General features: G+C 68.2%; 13 protein-coding genes. 8 read left to right on the top strand and 5 right to left on the bottom strand.

Annotation, left to right across the window (positions count from 1 at the left end; genetic code table 11):
- Positions 1-17 precede the first annotated feature (17 nt).
- The gene (locus M6E97_RS23145) at positions 18-1211 is read right to left on the bottom strand and encodes an MFS transporter (RefSeq protein WP_003141948.1); all 1194 of its coding nucleotides are present in this window, start codon (positions 1209-1211) and stop codon (positions 18-20) included.
- A 96-nt stretch (positions 1212-1307) separates the two neighbouring features.
- Between M6E97_RS23145 and M6E97_RS23140 the strand changes: the two genes are divergently transcribed.
- From M6E97_RS23140 to gcvP, 6 genes are all read left to right on the top strand, one after another.
- Entirely contained in the window at positions 1308-2222 is a 915-nt protein-coding gene (locus M6E97_RS23140) for a LysR family transcriptional regulator (protein WP_003110664.1), read from the top strand.
- A 67-nt stretch (positions 2223-2289) separates the two neighbouring features.
- Positions 2290-3288 carry an extracellular solute-binding protein gene (locus M6E97_RS23135; RefSeq protein ID WP_023111984.1) on the top strand — a complete coding sequence of 333 codons (999 nt, stop codon included), beginning with the start codon at positions 2290-2292 and terminating at the stop codon, positions 3286-3288.
- A gap of 67 nt (positions 3289-3355) precedes the next feature.
- A complete protein-coding gene (locus tag M6E97_RS23130) occupies positions 3356-4975 on the top strand; it encodes an ABC transporter permease (protein WP_033937910.1) in 1620 nt (539 codons plus the stop codon).
- A gap of 150 nt (positions 4976-5125) precedes the next feature.
- Positions 5126-6208 (top strand): glycine cleavage system aminomethyltransferase GcvT, encoded by a 1083-nt coding sequence (gcvT, locus tag M6E97_RS23125; RefSeq protein ID WP_003136048.1) that lies wholly within the window; start codon positions 5126-5128, stop codon positions 6206-6208.
- Positions 6209-6254: 46 nt separating this feature from the next.
- The gene (gcvH, locus tag M6E97_RS23120) at positions 6255-6644 is read left to right on the top strand and encodes a glycine cleavage system protein GcvH (protein WP_003107397.1); all 390 of its coding nucleotides are present in this window, start codon (positions 6255-6257) and stop codon (positions 6642-6644) included.
- Between the two features lie 173 nt (positions 6645-6817).
- On the top strand, positions 6818-9694 hold the full coding sequence (gene gcvP / locus M6E97_RS23115; RefSeq protein ID WP_031285798.1) for an aminomethyl-transferring glycine dehydrogenase: 2877 nt from the start codon (positions 6818-6820) through the stop codon (positions 9692-9694).
- Positions 9695-9728: 34 nt separating this feature from the next.
- Here gcvP and M6E97_RS23110 read toward each other — a convergent pair whose 3' ends face one another.
- The 4 genes from M6E97_RS23110 to M6E97_RS23095 all read right to left on the bottom strand — a co-directional run bounded on the left by M6E97_RS23110 (position 9729) and on the right by M6E97_RS23095 (position 14050).
- A complete protein-coding gene (locus tag M6E97_RS23110; protein ID WP_003096280.1) occupies positions 9729-10058 on the bottom strand; it encodes a DUF2388 domain-containing protein in 330 nt (109 codons plus the stop codon).
- A 131-nt stretch (positions 10059-10189) separates the two neighbouring features.
- A complete protein-coding gene (locus M6E97_RS23105) occupies positions 10190-10642 on the bottom strand; it encodes an NfeD family protein (protein ID WP_009314473.1) in 453 nt (150 codons plus the stop codon).
- Positions 10643-10863: 221 nt separating this feature from the next.
- Entirely contained in the window at positions 10864-12648 is a 1785-nt protein-coding gene (locus M6E97_RS23100; RefSeq protein WP_003096276.1) for a GspE/PulE family protein, read from the bottom strand.
- Between the two features lie 37 nt (positions 12649-12685).
- Complete coding sequence (locus tag M6E97_RS23095) at positions 12686-14050, bottom strand: inorganic triphosphatase (protein ID WP_009314472.1); 1365 nt, start codon at positions 14048-14050, stop codon at positions 12686-12688.
- Between the two features lie 113 nt (positions 14051-14163).
- Between M6E97_RS23095 and M6E97_RS23090 the strand changes: the two genes are divergently transcribed.
- Together M6E97_RS23090 and M6E97_RS23085 are read left to right on the top strand one after the other, a co-directional pair.
- Positions 14164-14841: a TIGR00153 family protein gene (locus M6E97_RS23090; protein WP_003096272.1), complete on the top strand. Its 678-nt coding sequence runs from the start codon at positions 14164-14166 to the stop codon at positions 14839-14841.
- Between the two features lie 46 nt (positions 14842-14887).
- The gene (locus M6E97_RS23085) at positions 14888-16156 is read left to right on the top strand and encodes an inorganic phosphate transporter (protein WP_003100079.1); all 1269 of its coding nucleotides are present in this window, start codon (positions 14888-14890) and stop codon (positions 16154-16156) included.
- The last annotated feature ends 43 nt before the right edge of the window (positions 16157-16199 follow it).

Here is a 16199-nt window from a genome sequence, read left to right as displayed (position 1 = left end):
TGTTGTTCTTGCGATGGTTACGGTCTTCCTTGCGACGCGCGCAGGGCCGCGCGTTCGGCCTGTGGTGCGGACCAGCCGTAGCGGGTCAGCAGCAACGGCAGCAACTGGGCCAGGAGGATCAGGCCCAGGCAGCCCGGCCAGCCCCAGCGGTCCCAGAATGGCGCCGGCAGCACCGCGCCGAGGCTGCCGCCGGCGTAGTAGCAGGTCAGGTAGAGGCCGACGGCGCCGGCCTTGTCGGTCCCGGCGTTGCTGGCGGTGAAAGCGTTGACCGTGGACTGTGCGAGGAACACGCCGGTGGCGCTGAGAGCCAGGCCGACGAGAATCGTCGGCAGGCCCGGCGCCAGGGTCAGCAGCGAGCCGCAGACGCCCAGCAGCGATGCGCCCAGCAGCAACTGGCGGTGCGGGCGGGCGCGGGCCAGGCGGCCGCTGGCGGGAATCACCAGCAGGGCGAGGAGGAACACCGCGTAGATCGAGCCGAGCTGAGCGGTGTCCAGGCTGTACGGCGGACGGCTGAGATGGATGCCGATATAGGTGAACATGGCGACCTGGGAAAAGAGGACACAGAACCCCACCGCGTAGGACGACAGCAGCGGAGCCCGGAACAGTTCACGGGATACTAAGGGGCGTTTCCCGGGTGCGGGCGAGTGCCTGCCAGAATTGGCAGGGAGCAGCGCGCGGATGGCGACGGCGATGAGCAGGGTCAGCCCGGCGAGGATCCGGAAGGCGACGCGCCAATCCCACTCCTCGGTCAGCAGGCCGGTGAGGAAGCGTCCGGCGAAGCCGCCGAGGATGGTCCCGGCGACATAGAGGCTGGTCAGCTCGATGACCGCGCCGCCGCTCCAGCGCTCGCCGATGTAGGCCACGCTGCTGGCGAACAGCAGGGGAATCAGCATCCCCTCGGCGAAGCGCCAGAGCAGGAAGGCGGCGAAGCTGCCGGCATGGGCGGCCAGCAGCATGGGCACGCAGAGCAGGCTGGCGGCGAAGGCGATCACCCGGCTGCGCTCGCGGCCGCCGCTGAGCCGGCCGACGAAGGGCGCGGCGAGGGCCACCGCCAGGGTGGTGGCGGTGATGCTCCAGTTCGATTGATGGGCGCTGATGTGGAAGCTCGCCGCCAGTTCGTCGAAGATGCCCTGGGTGGTATAGAGATTGAGGAACGCAGCGCAACCGCAGAGAAACAGCGCGAGGCGGGGGAAACCCTGGGACGAATTCATGGAACGCTCTGCCTGGACGAGAAACCCCCTGTTATAGGGGCGCTCCCGACGGGCTGGCCAATACCGATTCAGGACCGATCGATACCGAGGAACCGCATGCTCGACCTACGCCGCCTGCGCTGCTTCGCAGCCGTTGCCGAAACCCTGCATTTCGGCCGCGCCGCCCAGCGCCTGCACATGGCGCAGCCGCCCTTGACCCGGCAGATATCCGCGCTGGAGGAAGAGCTGGGCTTTCGCCTGTTCGACCGCTCCAGCCGGGCGGTGACCCTCACCGCCGAGGGCAGCCTGTTCCTGCCTTATGCACGCGGCCTGCTGGACCAACTGGAGCGCACCGCCGGCTTCGCCCGCAAGCTGGCGCAGGGGCTGGCCGGCCACCTGACCCTGGGCTACGCCAGCTCCATCGCCCTGTCGGACCTGTTCACCGAGGCGATCCGACTGTTCCGCGAGCGCCATCCGGAGGTGCAACTGGAGCTGCTCGAAGGCGCTTCGGCAGCGCAATGGGCGCAGATCGCCGAAGGCGGCATCGATGTGGGGCTGGGGCGCCTGCCGCCGCCGGAAGGCCAGGTTGGCATCGAGGTGCTGGCCTTGGGCGGCGAGCCGCTGGTGGTGGCGGTGCCCAACGGCGATCCGCTGGCGCGGCAAGAGCGGATCGACCTGTACGATCTGCGTGATCGGCCGCTGATCCTGTTTCCACTGGACTACGGCTCCGGCCTCAACGAACTGATCGAGCGCCTCTACCGGAAGGCCGGGCTGGCGCTGACGAGGGGACCGGCCGGACGCCAGATCACCTCGATCATCGCCCTGGTCGCGGCCGGCCAGGGCGTTGCCCTGGTGCCGCGTTGCAGCACCGCGCTGGCCCGGGCCGGAGTCGTCTATCGCCCGCTGGCCGAGCCCGAGGCGCTGGCCGATTTCCTCGTCTTCACCCGCCGCCATGGCCGCAGCGCCGCGGTGGAGGCGTTTCTCGCCATCCTCGGCGGCCTGGACGCAGGCGAAACACCCCGACACATTTAGTCGCGCGGGTTCGCAAGCGAGATTTCTTATCATTCGTGCCTACGTTCCGCTGACGAGGCTGTTCTTCATGCAGGCAAGCAAAGCTCTACTCGCCGCCCTGGCCCTGGGCATCACCGGCCTGGCCCAGGCCGCCGACGAAGTGGTGGTGTATTCCTCGCGCATCGACGAGCTGATCAAGCCGGTGTTCGATGCCTACACCAGCAAGACCGGCGTGAAGGTCAAGTTCATCACCGACAAGGAAGCGCCGCTGATGGCGCGGATCAAGGCCGAAGGCGCGAACACCCCGGCCGACCTGCTGCTCACCGTGGACGCCGGCAACCTCTGGCAGGCCGAGCAGATGGGCCTGCTGCAACCGTTCAAGTCGGCCACCATCGAACGGAACATTCCCTCGCAGTATCGTTCCAGCACCGATAGCTGGACCGGACTGTCGCTGCGCGCGCGGACCATCGTCTACTCCACCGAGCGGGTCAAGCCGGAAGAACTGAGCACCTACGAAGCCCTGGCCGACAAGCAATGGGAAGGCCGCCTGTGCCTGCGCACGGCGAAGAAGGTCTACAACCAGTCGCTGACCGGGACCCTGATCGAGACCCACGGGGCGCAGAAGACCGAGGAAATCCTCCAGGGCTGGGTGAACAACCTGGCCACCGACGTATTCGCCGACGACAACGCGGTGATCCAGGCGGTGGACGCCGGCCAGTGCGACGTCGGCATCGTCAATACCTACTACTACGGACGCCTGCACAAGCAGAACCCGAACCTGCGGGTCAAGCTGTTCTGGCCGAACCAGGCCGACCGCGGCGTCCACGTCAACCTGTCGGGCATCGGCCTGACTCGCCACGCGCCGCATCCCGAGGCAGCCAAGGCGCTGGTGGAATGGATGACCGGGCCCGACGCCCAGGCGCTGTTCGCCGGGATCAACCAGGAATTCCCGGCCAACCCGCAGGTCGCGCCGTCAGCCGAAGTCGCCAGCTGGGGCCGCTTCAAGGCCGACAGCATCCCGGTGGAAGTCGCCGGCAAGCGCCAGGCCGAGGCGATTCGCCTGATGGACCGCGCCGGCTGGAACTGACCGCCGGTTATACTCGGCGCCCCGGCTCGTCCGAGCGGGGCGTCGTTCGTTCCGCACCGAGGATTTCGTGGCCCATCCCGCTCCCCGCCGCTGGTACCCCATCACCTTCACCGTTGCCGCGCTGGTGCTGCTGCCGCTCAGCGTGCTGCTGCTGAGCTGGCTGGAGATCGACCGGGAAATCTGGAGCCACCTGTGGGATACCCAGTTGCCGCGCCTGCTCGGCAACACCCTGACCCTGGTGCTCGGCGTCGGCATCGGCGTGACTCTGCTCGGGGTCAGCCTGGCCTGGCTCACCAGCCTCTGCGAATTCCCCGGGCGGCGCTGGCTGGACTGGGCGCTGATGTTGCCGTTCGCGATCCCGGCCTACGTCCTGGCGTTCGTCTTCGTCGGCCTGCTGGATTTCGCCGGACCGGTGCAGAGCCTGCTGCGCGAGTGGTTCGGCAGCGGCCTGCGGTTGCCGCGCGTACGCTCCACCGGCGGGGTGATCCTGGTCCTGGTGCTGGTGTTCTATCCCTATGTCTACCTGCTCGCGCGCAGCGCCTTCATCGCCCAGGGCAAGGGCCTGATGGAAGCCGCGCGGGTCCTCGGCCTGTCGCCCTGGCAGGCGTTCCTGCGGGTCGCCCTGCCGATGGCGCGGCCGGCGATCGGCGCCGGCCTGGCGCTGGCGGTGATGGAAACCCTGGCCGACTTCGGCGCGGTATCGGTGTTCAACTTCGATACCTTCACCACCGCTATCTACAAGACCTGGTACGGCTTCTACAGCCTCTCCAGCGCCGCCCAGCTGGCCAGCCTGTTGTTGCTCGGGGTATGCCTGGTGCTGCTCGGCGAGCGCCACACGCGAGGCCGGGCCAAGGCCGCCAGCGAGCGTCCGCGCGGCGCGCCGCTGTACCGCCTGCGCGGCGCCAGGGCGCTGGCGGCGAGCGCCTGGTGCGGGCTGGTGTTCCTCTGCGCCTTCGTGATTCCCGTGGCGCAACTGGTTGTCTGGTTCTGGCGCCAGGGCCGTTTCGACCTCGACGAGCGCTACTGGGACCTGATCGGCCATACCCTGACGCTGGGCGGCATCGCCGCACTGGCGACGGTCGCCGTGGCCCTGCTGCTGGCCTTCGCCGTGCGCCTGGCGCCGACCCGCGCTATCCGCGGCGCGGTGGGCCTGGGCAACCTCGGTTATGCGCTGCCGGGCTCGGTCCTGGCGGTTTCGATCATGCTGGCCTTCAGTTGGCTGGACAATCACTGGGTGATCCCGCTTTCCAGCGCCCTCGGCGGCGCCGGCAAGCCGCTGCTGCTGGGCAGTCTGTTCGCCCTGCTGCTGGCCTACCTGATCCGTTTCATGGCGGTGGCCTACGGGCCGCTGGAAAGCGGGCTGACGCGGATCCGCCCGTCGCTGCCGGAAGCCTCGCGCAGCCTCGGCGTGGGCGGCCCGCTGCTGTTCCTGCGGGTCTACCTGCCGCTGTTGCTGCCGGCCTCGCTGAGCGCCGCGCTGCTGGTCTTCGTCGACGTGCTCAAGGAGATGCCGGCGACCCTGCTGATGCGTCCCTTCGGTTGGGACACCCTGGCCGTACGGATCTTCGAGATGACCAGCGAGGGCGAATGGGCGCGCGCCTCGCTGCCGGCCCTGACCCTGGTGCTGGTCGGCCTGCTACCGGTGGTCGGGTTGATTCGTCGTTCTGCCCATCATTCCGATCGCTGAGCCTAGTATCCATGCAGGCCGTAGGGTCTATGCACAGATCGCGGCACGCTTCCATGGTGTCCTGCTCCGGGGCTTGCGGCTACAATGCGCGCGATTTCGTGCCGGCGGTCTCTGCCGACGGCACCCGCTACGCCCGGAAGGAGAATACCCATGGGATTGCGCACCCCGCTTTACGAGCTGCACGTCGCGCTCGGCGCCAAGATGGTCGATTTCGGCGGTTGGGACATGCCGCTGCACTACGGTTCGCAGGTCGAGGAGCACCATCAGGTCCGGCGTGACTGCGGCGTCTTCGACGTGTCCCACATGACCGTGGTCGACGTCGCCGGCGAGCAGGCCACGGCCTATCTGCAGCATCTCCTGGCGAACGACGTGGCGCGCCTCGGCGAGACCGGCAAGGCGCTCTACAGCGCGATGCTCAACGAAGAGGGCGGGGTGGTCGACGACCTGATCGTCTACCTGACCGAGAACGGCTACCGGGTGGTGGTCAACGCCTCCACCCGCGACAAGGACATCGCCTGGATGCAGGCGCAGGCCGCCGGCTTCAAGGTCGACCTGCAGGAACGCGGCGACCTGGCGATGCTCGCCATCCAGGGCCCCAACGCCCGCGTGCACAGCTCCGAACTGGTATCCCCGGCACGCGCCGCGCTGATACGCGAACTCAAGCCGTTCCAGGGCCGTGCCGAGGGCGACTGGTTCATCGCCCGCACCGGCTACACCGGCGAGGACGGCCTGGAAATCATGCTGCCGGCCGCCGAGGCGCCGGGTTTCCTCAACGAGCTGGTTGGCGCCGGGATCTCCCCGGCGGGCCTGGGTGCGCGCGATACGCTGCGCCTGGAGGCCGGGCTCAATCTCTACGGCCAGGACATGGACGAAAGCGTTTCCCCGCTTGCCGCCAACATGGGCTGGACCGTAGCCTGGGAGCCGGTTGCGCGGGACTTCGTCGGCCGCCGCGCGCTGGAAGCGCAGAAGGCCGCCGGCGACCAGCCGAAGCTGGTCGGCCTGGTTCTGGAGGAGCGCGGCGTGCTGCGCGCCCACCAGGTGGTGCGGGTAGCTGGCATTGGTGAGGGGGAGATCACCAGCGGCAGCTTTTCGCCTACCCTGAACAAGTCCATCGCGCTGGCCCGCGTGCCGGCCGCCACCGGCGATCGCGCCGAGGTGGAAATCCGCGGCAAGTGGTACCCGGTACGGGTGGTCCAGCCCAGTTTCGTGCGTCACGGCAAGCCCCTGATCTAACCTGGCAATGGCGACCGCCGTCGCCCCCGACTTCGAGGAAAACAAGATGAGCAATATTCCCGCCGAACTGCGTTACGCCCAGAGCCACGAATGGGCTCGCCTGGAAGCCGACGGCAGCGTTACCGTGGGCATTTCCGACCATGCCCAGGAAGCCCTTGGCGATGTGGTCTTCATCGAGCTGCCGGAGCTGGGCAAGACCCTCGCCGCCGGCCAGGAAGCGGGCGTGGTCGAGTCGGTGAAGGCCGCCTCCGACATCTATTCGCCGATCGGCGGCGAAGTCATCGCTATCAACGAAGCCCTGGCCGACACCCCGGAAGACGTCAACAACGACCCGTACGCGTCCTGGTTCTTCAAGCTCAAGCCGAGCAATCCGGCCGAGCTGGACAAGCTGCTCGACGCCGCTGGCTACCAGGCCGCCGTCGACGCGGAAGGCTGAGCCGCCGCGTAGTCGCGACAAAACCCGCTATCCTTGGACAAGGCCTCGATCATTCGAGGCTTTGTTCTTTTTGCAGCGGCGAAATGCGTTTTCGCCGTCGTTGCTTTCTCATTCGATATCCGTTCGGCGACGATCGCTGGCAGGGCGATGCCGCCCTCAACGAGACCGAAGCCATGTCGCAGACGCCGTCCCTCGCCCAGCTCCAGCCCGCCGATGCCTTCCTGCGCCGCCACCTCGGCCCCGATCCGGCGGAACAGCAGGCCATGCTGGATTTCCTCGGAGTTTCCACTCGCGCCGAACTGATCGTGCAGACGGTGCCGCCGGCGATCCGCCTCAACCGGCCGCTGGAACTGCCCGCCGCGCTCGACGAACAGGCCGCCCTGGCGCGCCTGCGCGGCTACGCCGGGCTCAACCAGCGCTGGACCAGCCTGATCGGCATGGGCTACTACGGCACCGTGACGCCGCCGGTGATCCTCCGCAACGTGCTGGAGAATCCCGGCTGGTACACCGCCTATACGCCCTACCAGCCGGAAATCGCCCAAGGCCGCCTGGAAGCGCTGCTGAATTTCCAGCAACTGACCATCGACCTCACCGGACTCGACCTGGCCAGCGCCTCGCTGCTCGACGAAGCCACCGCCGCCGCCGAGGCCATGGCCCTGGCCAGGCGGGTGGCGAAGGCCAGGAGCAACCGGTTCTTCGTCGATGCGCATTGCCATCCGCAGACCGTTTCGGTGTTGCGTACCCGCGCCGAGGCGTTCGGTTTCGAGCTGGTCGTCGACGAGCCGGACAATCTTGCCGCCCACGCGGTGTTCGGCGCCTTGCTGCAATACCCGGACAGTCGCGGCGAGATCCGCGACCTGCGCCCGCTTATCGAGGCGTTGCACGGCCAACAGGCGCTGGCTTGCGTCGCCAGCGACCTGCTCGCCCTGTTGGTGCTGACCCCGCCGGGGGAACTCGGTGCCGACGTGGTGCTCGGCAGCGCCCAGCGCTTTGGCGTACCGATGGGCTACGGCGGGCCGCACGCGGCGTTCTTCGCCACCCGCGAAGGGTACAAGCGGGCAATGCCGGGGCGGATCATCGGCGTTTCCCGCGACGCCCGCGGCAACCCGGCGTTGCGCATGGCCCTGCAAACCCGCGAGCAGCACATCCGTCGGGAAAAGGCCAACTCGAACATCTGCACCGCCCAGGTGCTGCTGGCCAACATTGCTTCGCTGTATGCCGTCTACCATGGGCCGCAGGAGCTGAAACGCATCGCCCAACGCGTCCAGCGCCTGACCGCGCTGCTGGCGGCGGGCCTGGAAAGCAAGGGACTGCGGCGGCTCAACCGGTACTTCTTCGACACCCTGACCTACGAGGTCGGCGAGCGTCAGGCTGCGATCCTCGAGCGGGCGCGGGCGGCGCGGGTCAACCTGCGCGTGGTCGACGACCGGCGGCTGGCCCTGAGCCTCGACGAAACCTGTGACGCGGCGACCCTGGCGACCCTGTTCGAGATCTTCCTCGGCGCCGGCCACGGGCTGGATGTCGCGCACCTGGATGGCGGGGCGGTGGCCGACGGCATCCCGGCGGTCCTGCAACGCACTTCGGCCTACCTGCAGCATCCGGTGTTCAACGCCCACCACAGCGAGACCGAGATGCTTCGCTACCTGCGCCAGCTTGAAGGCAAGGACCTGGCGCTGAACCAGGCGATGATCCCGCTCGGCTCCTGCACCATGAAGCTCAACGCCAGCAGCGAGATGATCCCCATCACCTGGCCGGAATTCGCCGAACTGCATCCGTTCGTGCCGCGCGAGCAGGCCGAGGGCTATCGCCGGATGATCGACGAACTGGAAGCCTGGCTGCGGGCGATCACCGGCTTCGACGCCATCTGCATGCAGCCGAACTCGGGAGCACAGGGCGAATATGCCGGGTTGCTGGCGATCCGCCGCTACCACCAGAGCCGCGGCGATAGCCAGCGCGACATCTGCCTGATTCCCGCATCGGCGCATGGCACCAACCCGGCCTCGGCGATCATGGCCAGCATGCGGGTGGTGATCGTCGAGTGCGATCCCCGCGGCAACGTCGACCTCGACGACCTGCGCCTCAAGGCAGCCGAGGCGGGCGACCGGCTGTCCTGCCTGATGATCACCTATCCCTCGACCCACGGCGTCTACGAGGAGGGGATAGGCGAGATCTGCGAAGTGGTCCACCGCCACGGCGGCCAGGTCTACATGGACGGCGCCAACCTCAACGCCCAGGTCGGCCTGGCGCGACCGGCGGACATCGGCGCGGACGTCTCGCACATGAACCTGCACAAGACCTTCTGCATCCCCCATGGTGGTGGCGGACCGGGCATGGGGCCGATCGGGGTCAAGCGGCACCTGGCGCCGTTCGTCGCCAACCACCCGGTGATCCGCGTCGAAGGGCCGAACCCGCTGAACGACGCGGTCAGCGCGGCGCCCTGGGGCAGCGCCAGCATCCTGCCGATCAGTTGGATGTACATCGCCATGATGGGCCCGCAGTTGGCCGACGCCAGCGAGGTGGCGATCCTCTCCGCCAACTACCTGGCGAACCGCCTGGACGGGGCGTTCCCGGTGCTCTACCGCGGGCGCAACGAGCGCGTCGCCCACGAATGCATCCTCGACCTGCGACCGCTCAAGGCGCAGACCGGGATCACCGAGGAAGACGTGGCCAAGCGCCTGATGGACTACGGCTTCCACGCCCCGACCATGTCCTTCCCGGTGCCGGGCACGCTGATGGTGGAGCCGACCGAGAGCGAGTCGAAGGCGGAGCTGGATCGCTTCGTCGAGGCGATGCTGAGCATCAGGGCCGAGATCGGCAAGGTGGAAAGCGGCGACTGGCCGGCGGAGGACAACCCGCTGAAACGGGCGCCGCATACCCTGGCCGACGTTACCGGGATCTGGCAGAGACCCTACGAGATCGCCGAGGCGGTGACCCCGAGCGAACATGCGCGGGCGTTCAAGTACTGGCCGGCGGTTAACCGGGTGGACAACGTCTACGGCGACCGCAACCTGTTCTGCGCCTGCGTGCCGCTGGACGACTACCGCGAGTGACCTCGCCTCCGGGCGGAGGCGAGGTCGCCGGGGCCTACTGCTGGACGGCGGACTGCTCGCCGCCGGCGAGGATCGCGCTGGCCAGTTCCATGTCGCTGGCCTGCAGGTCCGGGTTGTCGTTGCGCAGCTTCTGCAGGGCGGCTTCCAGGTACGGCCCGCGGATCGCGCCGTCGCTGGCGATGTAGCTGCCGGCGTCGTCCTGCGCGGCGACGATCAGCTTGTGGTCGTGGCGGAAGGTCAGGTAGGTGGAGGCCGTGGTGGCACCCGAGGAAATGATGTTGCGCCAGAAGGTATCGGCCATGGCCGAGCCCAGCGGCAGGGCGGCGATGACCAGGGTGGCGGCGGCGAGTTTGACGGAACGCATGGGGGAACTCCTGATAGGGGGCTGCGTGTTACATCAGATCGCGTTTGCCGTCCCGGAGTTCCAGCGGGGATGACCGTCCGGTCGCTTTTTCCGCTGCCGTACAGCCCCCGCCGGCCGGGAGCTACAGCGATTCAGGGAACGGCAGGCTCGACGTGCAGCAGGGCGCCGTCCTGGCCGGTGACCCGGACCAGGGCGCCGCGCGGCAGGTCGGGACCGCTGACCAGCCACAACGCGTCCTCGACGCGCAGCTCGCCGAGCCCGCCGACGATCGCCCGGTGCAAGGGAAAGGTGCGGCCGAACAGGTCGTCGCCGCGTCGCTGCAACCCTGGCGTTTCCTCGACGCTACCGGCCTTGCGGCGACGGCGTCGATGCAAGGCGGCGACCAGCCCGGAGAGCAGGACGAACAGCCCTACCTGCCAAGGCCAGGCCAGTCCCGGCAGGAGCGCGCCGAGCGCACCGACACAAGCGGCGGTGAGGCCGACCCGCAGCAGATAGCCGCCGGCACCGAAGATTTCCAGGAGCAGGAGGACGGTACCGAAGGCCAGCCAGTCCCAGAAGTCCAGGCGTAGCAGCAGGATTTCCATCGGCCGGCCCTCAGCGCCGGCTCGGCGGCCGGCCGAGCCACATCGGGCCAGGGACGCCGCTCGCGGCTCGCCGCAGGTGCGGTGCGCCGGGGCTGGGGAGCGTCGGCGCGGGGACGGCGGGGGGAGCGCTCGTCATCGTCTACATCCTTGTCTGTGGGCCTGGCAGGCCCGTCCGGCGTTGTGCCGTGCAACCGTCGGAACTCCGCCGACGGGATGTGCCGCTACTTCTGTTCGCTCTGCGGGGTCACCCGCAGTACTTCCTCCAGCGTACTGATACCTGCGGCGACCTTCTGCGCGCCGGACAGGCGCAGGCTGCGGGTGCCTTCCTTGTAGGCCTGGCGGCGCAGGGCGACCAGGTCGGTGTCGGCGGTGATCAGTTCTTTCAGGCTATCGCTGAGCAGCATGATTTCATAGACGCCGGCGCGCCCGCGATAGCCGGTGTCGCGGCACTCCAGGCAACCCACGGCCTGGTGCGCGCCGCTGGGCGGCGGGGCGCTCCAGGGGCGGGTCAGTTCGTGCCAGTCGCTGTCCGCCAGTTGCATCGGCGCCTTGCAGTGCGGGCAGAGTGTGCGCACCAGGCGCTGGGCCATGACCCCGAGCACCGTGGCGCGGATCAGGTAGTAGGGCACGCCCAGTTCGAGCAGGCGGGTGATCGCCGTGGGCGAGTCGTTGGTGTGCAGGGTGGAGAGCACCAGGTGCCCGGTGAGCGCCGCCTGGATCGCCATCTCGGCGGTCTCCAGGTCGCGGATCTCGCCGACCATGATGATGTCCGGGTCCTGCCGCAGCAGGGCGCGTACGCCGCTGGCGAAGGTCAGGTCGATGTTGTGCTGGACCTGCATCTGGTTGAACGAGGGCTCGATCATCTCGATCGGGTCCTCGATGGTGCAGACGTTCACCTCGTCAGTGGCCAGTTGCTTGAGCGTGGTGTAGAGCGTGGTGGTCTTGCCCGAGCCGGTGGGGCCGGTGACCAGGATGATGCCGTTGGGCTGGCTGGTCATGCTCTGCCAGCGGCGCAGGTCGTCGGCGGAGAAGCCGAGCTGGTCGAAGCTCTTGAGCAGCACCTCGGGGTCGAAGATGCGCATCACCATCTTCTCGCCGAAGGCGGTGGGCAGGGTCGACAGGCGCAGCTCCACCTCGGCGCCGTCCGGGGTCTTGGTCTTGACCCGGCCGTCCTGCGGCTTGCGTTTCTCCGCCACGTTCATCCGTCCCAGCGACTTCAGGCGGCTGACCACCGCCATGGTCACCTGCGGCGGGAACTGGTAGACGTTGTGCAGCACGCCGTCGATACGGAAGCGCACGGTGCCCTGCTCGCGGCGCGGCTCGATGTGGATGTCGCTGGCGCGCTGCTGGAAGGCGTACTGGAACAGCCAGTCGACGATGGTGACGATGTGCGCGTCGTTGGCGTCCGGCTCCTGGTCGGCGGCGCCGAGGTTGAGCAACTGCTCGAAGTTGCCGACGCCGCTGATCTTCTGGTCCGGCGAGGTGGCGCCGCTGACCGAGCGGGCCAGGCGGAAGAACTCGACGGTGTAGCGCTGGATGTCCGCCGGGTTCGCCACCACCCGCTTGATCGGTCGCTTGAGCACATGCACCAGGTTGCTTTCCCAGCCCTGTACGAAGGGCTGGGCGCTGGCGATGGTGACTTCCTCCGGACTCAGCGCGACGGCGAGGATGCCATGGCGCTGGGCGAAGGCGTAGGACATCAGCGGAGTCACCGCGGCGACGTCGATCTTCAGCGGGTCGATGCGCAGGTAGGGCTGGCCGGCGTACTCGGCCAGCCACTGGGTGAGGGTCTCCAGGTCGAGCTTGCGTCCGGGGCGCTTGAGATCCTCGACCTGCTGCGCGGCGAGGAACTCCAGCGGATGCTGCTGGTTGCGCACCGCGCTGCGGCGGATCGCCAGGCACTGTTCGGCCTGCTCCTGCCCGACCCGGCCCTGGGCGACCAGCTCGCGGAGCAGGTCGCCGAGGTCCAGCAGGCGGTCCTGGGCGGCGGTGGCGAACACGGACATGCAGACTCCCTTCGGATGATGGCGGTAGCGGCGAAGCTTATTTCATCAGCGCCTTCCAGGGTTTGAGCGTCAGCACAGTATGGGCCTGCGTGGCGCGGTCAGCCAGGCGCTCGGCATCGACAGGTTGCCGCAGCAGCTCCAGCAACTTGGCCAGTTCGCCGTAGAGGCGGTCGGCTTCCGGCAGGTCGAGCACGCCGCGCGCCAGGCGCAACCAGGTAAGCATGCGCTGCAGGCGCGGCGCTTGGTCGGGAAGCAGCTCGGGATGCTGGTGGGCGCGCGCCAGCGGCGTGGCCTGGGCTTCTTCGGCAAGGCTGCGCAGCAGCCATTTGCCCAGCGCGGCGGCGCCCTGGCGGTTGCCGCGCTCGTTGCGCGACTCGGTCCAGGCCTTGGCCAGCAGCCAGCGCGAGGCATTCAGGGAGAACAGGCCCCAGCGGGTCTCGTCGAGTTCGCCGCGGAACAGTTGCGGCGCCTGCTGGCGTAGCGTCTCGTCGTCACGGCCGCGCTCGATGCGCGGCGCCCAGTCGGCGAGGAGAGCGTCCAGCGCTTCGCGCAGCTCGCGACTGCTGGCGCGTGGCACCGCCTGGCCGAGGCTGCCGAGCAGGGTACGCAGGTCCTGCAGGTGTTGCAGCCAGTCCTCCAGCAGGCGCCAGTGGCCGTTGAAGCGATACTGTTCGGCCAGTCGCTGGCTGCTGCCGAGCAGGTACCAGGCGATGGCGGCGAAGGCACCGTCCAGCGGGGTTTCCGCCAGCAGTTTCTGCGCCGGGGGATCGACCTCGTAGCTGTTCGGGTCGAACAGGCGGTAGCCGCGCTCGGCCTTGCTGATGTCGCAGGGCATCAGCGGCAGGTCGGCGGCCAGTTCCGCGGCCAGCTCGAGCAGCGCGGCGGCATCGCCCTGACGCAGTTCCAGCTCCAGTTCGCAGATTTCCTCCTGGTTGTCGCCGGCGACCACCTTGCCCAGGTCGAGCGCCGCCTCCACGACTACCCTGGCCTTGCCGCGGCCCCAGGCGATCTCGGCGCGCTGGCGGACGAAGTCGGTGCTGAAGATCGGCTTGAGCTGCTTCTTGTCGAGGTCCTTGAGGGCCGCCGGCCAGCACTTGTCGTCGAGTTTCTTCAGGTCGAGCTTGTTCTTTTCCAGGTACCAGTCCCACTCGTTGCGTTCGGACAGCCCGGCCACGCTCTGCCCGCGGCTCTTCAGCGTCTGGATGTACTGCTCGCCGTCGCGGCGCATGCGCAGCGCGACCTTGGCCCGGGCCAGCTCGCGGCCGGGGGTGTCGTAGTACTGGTTGTACAGTTCGCGGCGCTCCCAGCCCGATTTGTTGCGTTTCTTCAGCAACGGGTGCTCCTGCAAGGCTTCCAGGGTGGCGCGGCTGACGCGGAGTTTGATTTCGGTTTCTTTCTGCATGGGGCGATGTCCGGCTCGGGACGCCAGGCGTCCGCGGGTGAAGGTGTTCCAGATCAAAGGCGCGCGGGGTGGGTGGCCTATACTTTTCGGCATTTCCACCAGGGAGGCGTTCCATGCCGACCAATCCGTTCATCAGCCTGTTCGGCCGTTCGCCGATCGGGCCGATGCAGCAGCACATCGCCAAGGCCCACGAATGCGCGGCCGGCCTGTTGCCGTTCTTCCGCGCGGTGATCGCCGAGGACTGGGCGCAGGTCGAACAGGTTCAGCAGGACATGGTGCGACTGGAGCAGGAAGCCGATCGGCTGAAGAAGAACGTCCGGATGCACCTGCCCAAGAGCCTGTTCCTTCCGGTGCCGCGCTCCGATCTGTTGGAGCTGCTCAGTGTACAGGACAAAGTCGCCAATCGCGCCAAGGACATCGCCGGGCTGATGCTCGGCCGGCGCATGCGCATCCCGCTGCCGCTGCAGGGCCAGATGCTCGCCTACGTGCAGCGCTCGGTGGACGCCAGCGCCCAGGCGTTGCGGGTAGTCAACGAACTCAACGAACTGCTCGAGACCGGCTTCGGCGGGCGCGAGACCAGTCTGGTGGAGAGCATGGTGGAGGAACTCGAGGCGATCGAGAACGACACCGACCGCATCCAGGTCGAGGTGCGCCGCGAGCTGTTCCGCCTGGAAAGCGAGCTGCCGCCGGTGGACGTGATGTTCCTCTACCAGATCATCGAATGGATCGGCGATGTCGCCGACCGCGCCCAGCGGGTCGGCAACCGCCTGGAGCAATTGCTGGCGCGTTGAGCGCCAGGTTTCTTTCCGCCTTCTGCCCGCATACGGATCCCCGCCCATGTCCCTGATCGCCGACCACGGCTTCGCCTTCCTCGTACTCGCCTGCCTGTTCGGTTTCTTCATGGCCTGGGGCGTCGGCGCCAACGACGTCGCCAACGCCATGGGCACCTCGGTGGGCTCACGGGCGCTGACCATCCGCCAGGCGATCCTGGTGGCGATGGTCTTCGAGTTCTGCGGTGCCTACTTCGCCGGCGGCGAGGTCACCGAAACGATCAGGAGCGGCATCGTCGATCCGCAGTACATGACCCCCGACCTGCTGGTCTTCGGCATGCTCTCGGCCTTGCTGGCCGCCGGGGTCTGGCTGTTGCTGGCGACGATCAAGGGCTGGCCGGTGTCGACCACCCACTCCATCGTCGGCGCGATCATCGGCTTCGCCTCGGTCGGTGTCTCGGTGCACGCGGTGCACTGGGGCGCGATCGGCCCGATCGTCGCCAGTTGGGTGGTGACGCCGGTGCTGTCCGGGCTGCTCGCCTTCGCCCTGTTCAGGAGCGTGCAGTGGCTGGTACTGCATGCCGAGGACCCGTTCCGCAGCGCGCGCCGCTACGTGCCGCTGTACATGTTCCTGGCGGGCTTCATGGTCGCGCTGATGACCGTCGGCAAGGGCCTGAAGCATGTCGGCCTGGAGCTTTCCGGCCTCCAGACGCTGGGTCTGGCGTTGCTCGCCGGCGGCCTGGTGATGGGCCTGGGTATCGTCCTGCTGTTGCGTATCCGACCCACTGGCGGAGCCGATCCGCGTGGCGGCTTCGCCAGCGTCGAGCGGGTCTTCGCGGTGCTGATGATCTTCACCGCCTGCTCCATGGCTTTCGCCCATGGTGCCAACGACGTGGCCAACGCCATCGGCCCGGTGGCGGCGGTCGTCGCGGTGGTCCAGGCCGGCGGCGACCTGGATCTGGTGAGCCGTTCGCCGGTGCCGTCCTGGGTACTGCTGCTGGGCGCGGTGGGCATCGTCATCGGCCTGGCTACCTATGGCTACCGGGTGATCGCGACCATCGGCCGGGAGATCACCGAGCTGACCCCCAGCCGCGGCTTCGCCGCCGAGCTGGCGACCGCCTCCACGGTGGTTGGCGCCTCGGCCATCGGCCTGCCGGTGTCCACTACCCATACCCTGGTCGGCGCGGTGCTCGGCATCGGCATGGCGCGCGGCATCGGCGCGCTCAACCTGCGGGTGATCGGCTCGATCTTCCTGTCCTGGGTAGTGACCCTGCCGGCCGGCGCGGTGCTGGCGATCCTGTTCTTCCTGGTCCTGCGCGCGCTGTTCGGTGCCTGAGCGCGGTCTTCGTCGGCTGGCGCAGGCGGAACCGGAACGGACG

The sequence above is a fragment of the Pseudomonas sp. B111 genome, assembly GCF_026428275.1.
Taxonomy (GTDB): Bacteria; Pseudomonadota; Gammaproteobacteria; order Pseudomonadales; family Pseudomonadaceae; genus Pseudomonas; species Pseudomonas aeruginosa.
This window is presented reverse-complemented; position numbering and strand designations above follow the sequence as displayed.

Coding starts and splice junctions, on each gene's coding strand:
- M6E97_RS23145 (WP_003141948.1), bottom strand. CDS start 1,211: ATGAATTCGTCCCAGGGTTTCCCCCGCCTCGCGCTGTTTCTCTGCGGT.
- M6E97_RS23140 (WP_003110664.1), top strand. CDS start 1,308: ATGCTCGACCTACGCCGCCTGCGCTGCTTCGCAGCCGTTGCCGAAACC.
- M6E97_RS23135 (WP_023111984.1), top strand. CDS start 2,290: ATGCAGGCAAGCAAAGCTCTACTCGCCGCCCTGGCCCTGGGCATCACC.
- gcvT (WP_003136048.1), top strand. CDS start 5,126: ATGGGATTGCGCACCCCGCTTTACGAGCTGCACGTCGCGCTCGGCGCC.
- gcvH (WP_003107397.1), top strand. CDS start 6,255: ATGAGCAATATTCCCGCCGAACTGCGTTACGCCCAGAGCCACGAATGG.
- gcvP (WP_031285798.1), top strand. CDS start 6,818: ATGTCGCAGACGCCGTCCCTCGCCCAGCTCCAGCCCGCCGATGCCTTC.
- M6E97_RS23110 (WP_003096280.1), bottom strand. CDS start 10,058: ATGCGTTCCGTCAAACTCGCCGCCGCCACCCTGGTCATCGCCGCCCTG.
- M6E97_RS23105 (WP_009314473.1), bottom strand. CDS start 10,642: ATGGAAATCCTGCTGCTACGCCTGGACTTCTGGGACTGGCTGGCCTTC.
- M6E97_RS23100 (WP_003096276.1), bottom strand. CDS start 12,648: ATGTCCGTGTTCGCCACCGCCGCCCAGGACCGCCTGCTGGACCTCGGC.
- M6E97_RS23095 (WP_009314472.1), bottom strand. CDS start 14,050: ATGCAGAAAGAAACCGAAATCAAACTCCGCGTCAGCCGCGCCACCCTG.
- M6E97_RS23090 (WP_003096272.1), top strand. CDS start 14,164: ATGCCGACCAATCCGTTCATCAGCCTGTTCGGCCGTTCGCCGATCGGG.
- M6E97_RS23085 (WP_003100079.1), top strand. CDS start 14,888: ATGTCCCTGATCGCCGACCACGGCTTCGCCTTCCTCGTACTCGCCTGC.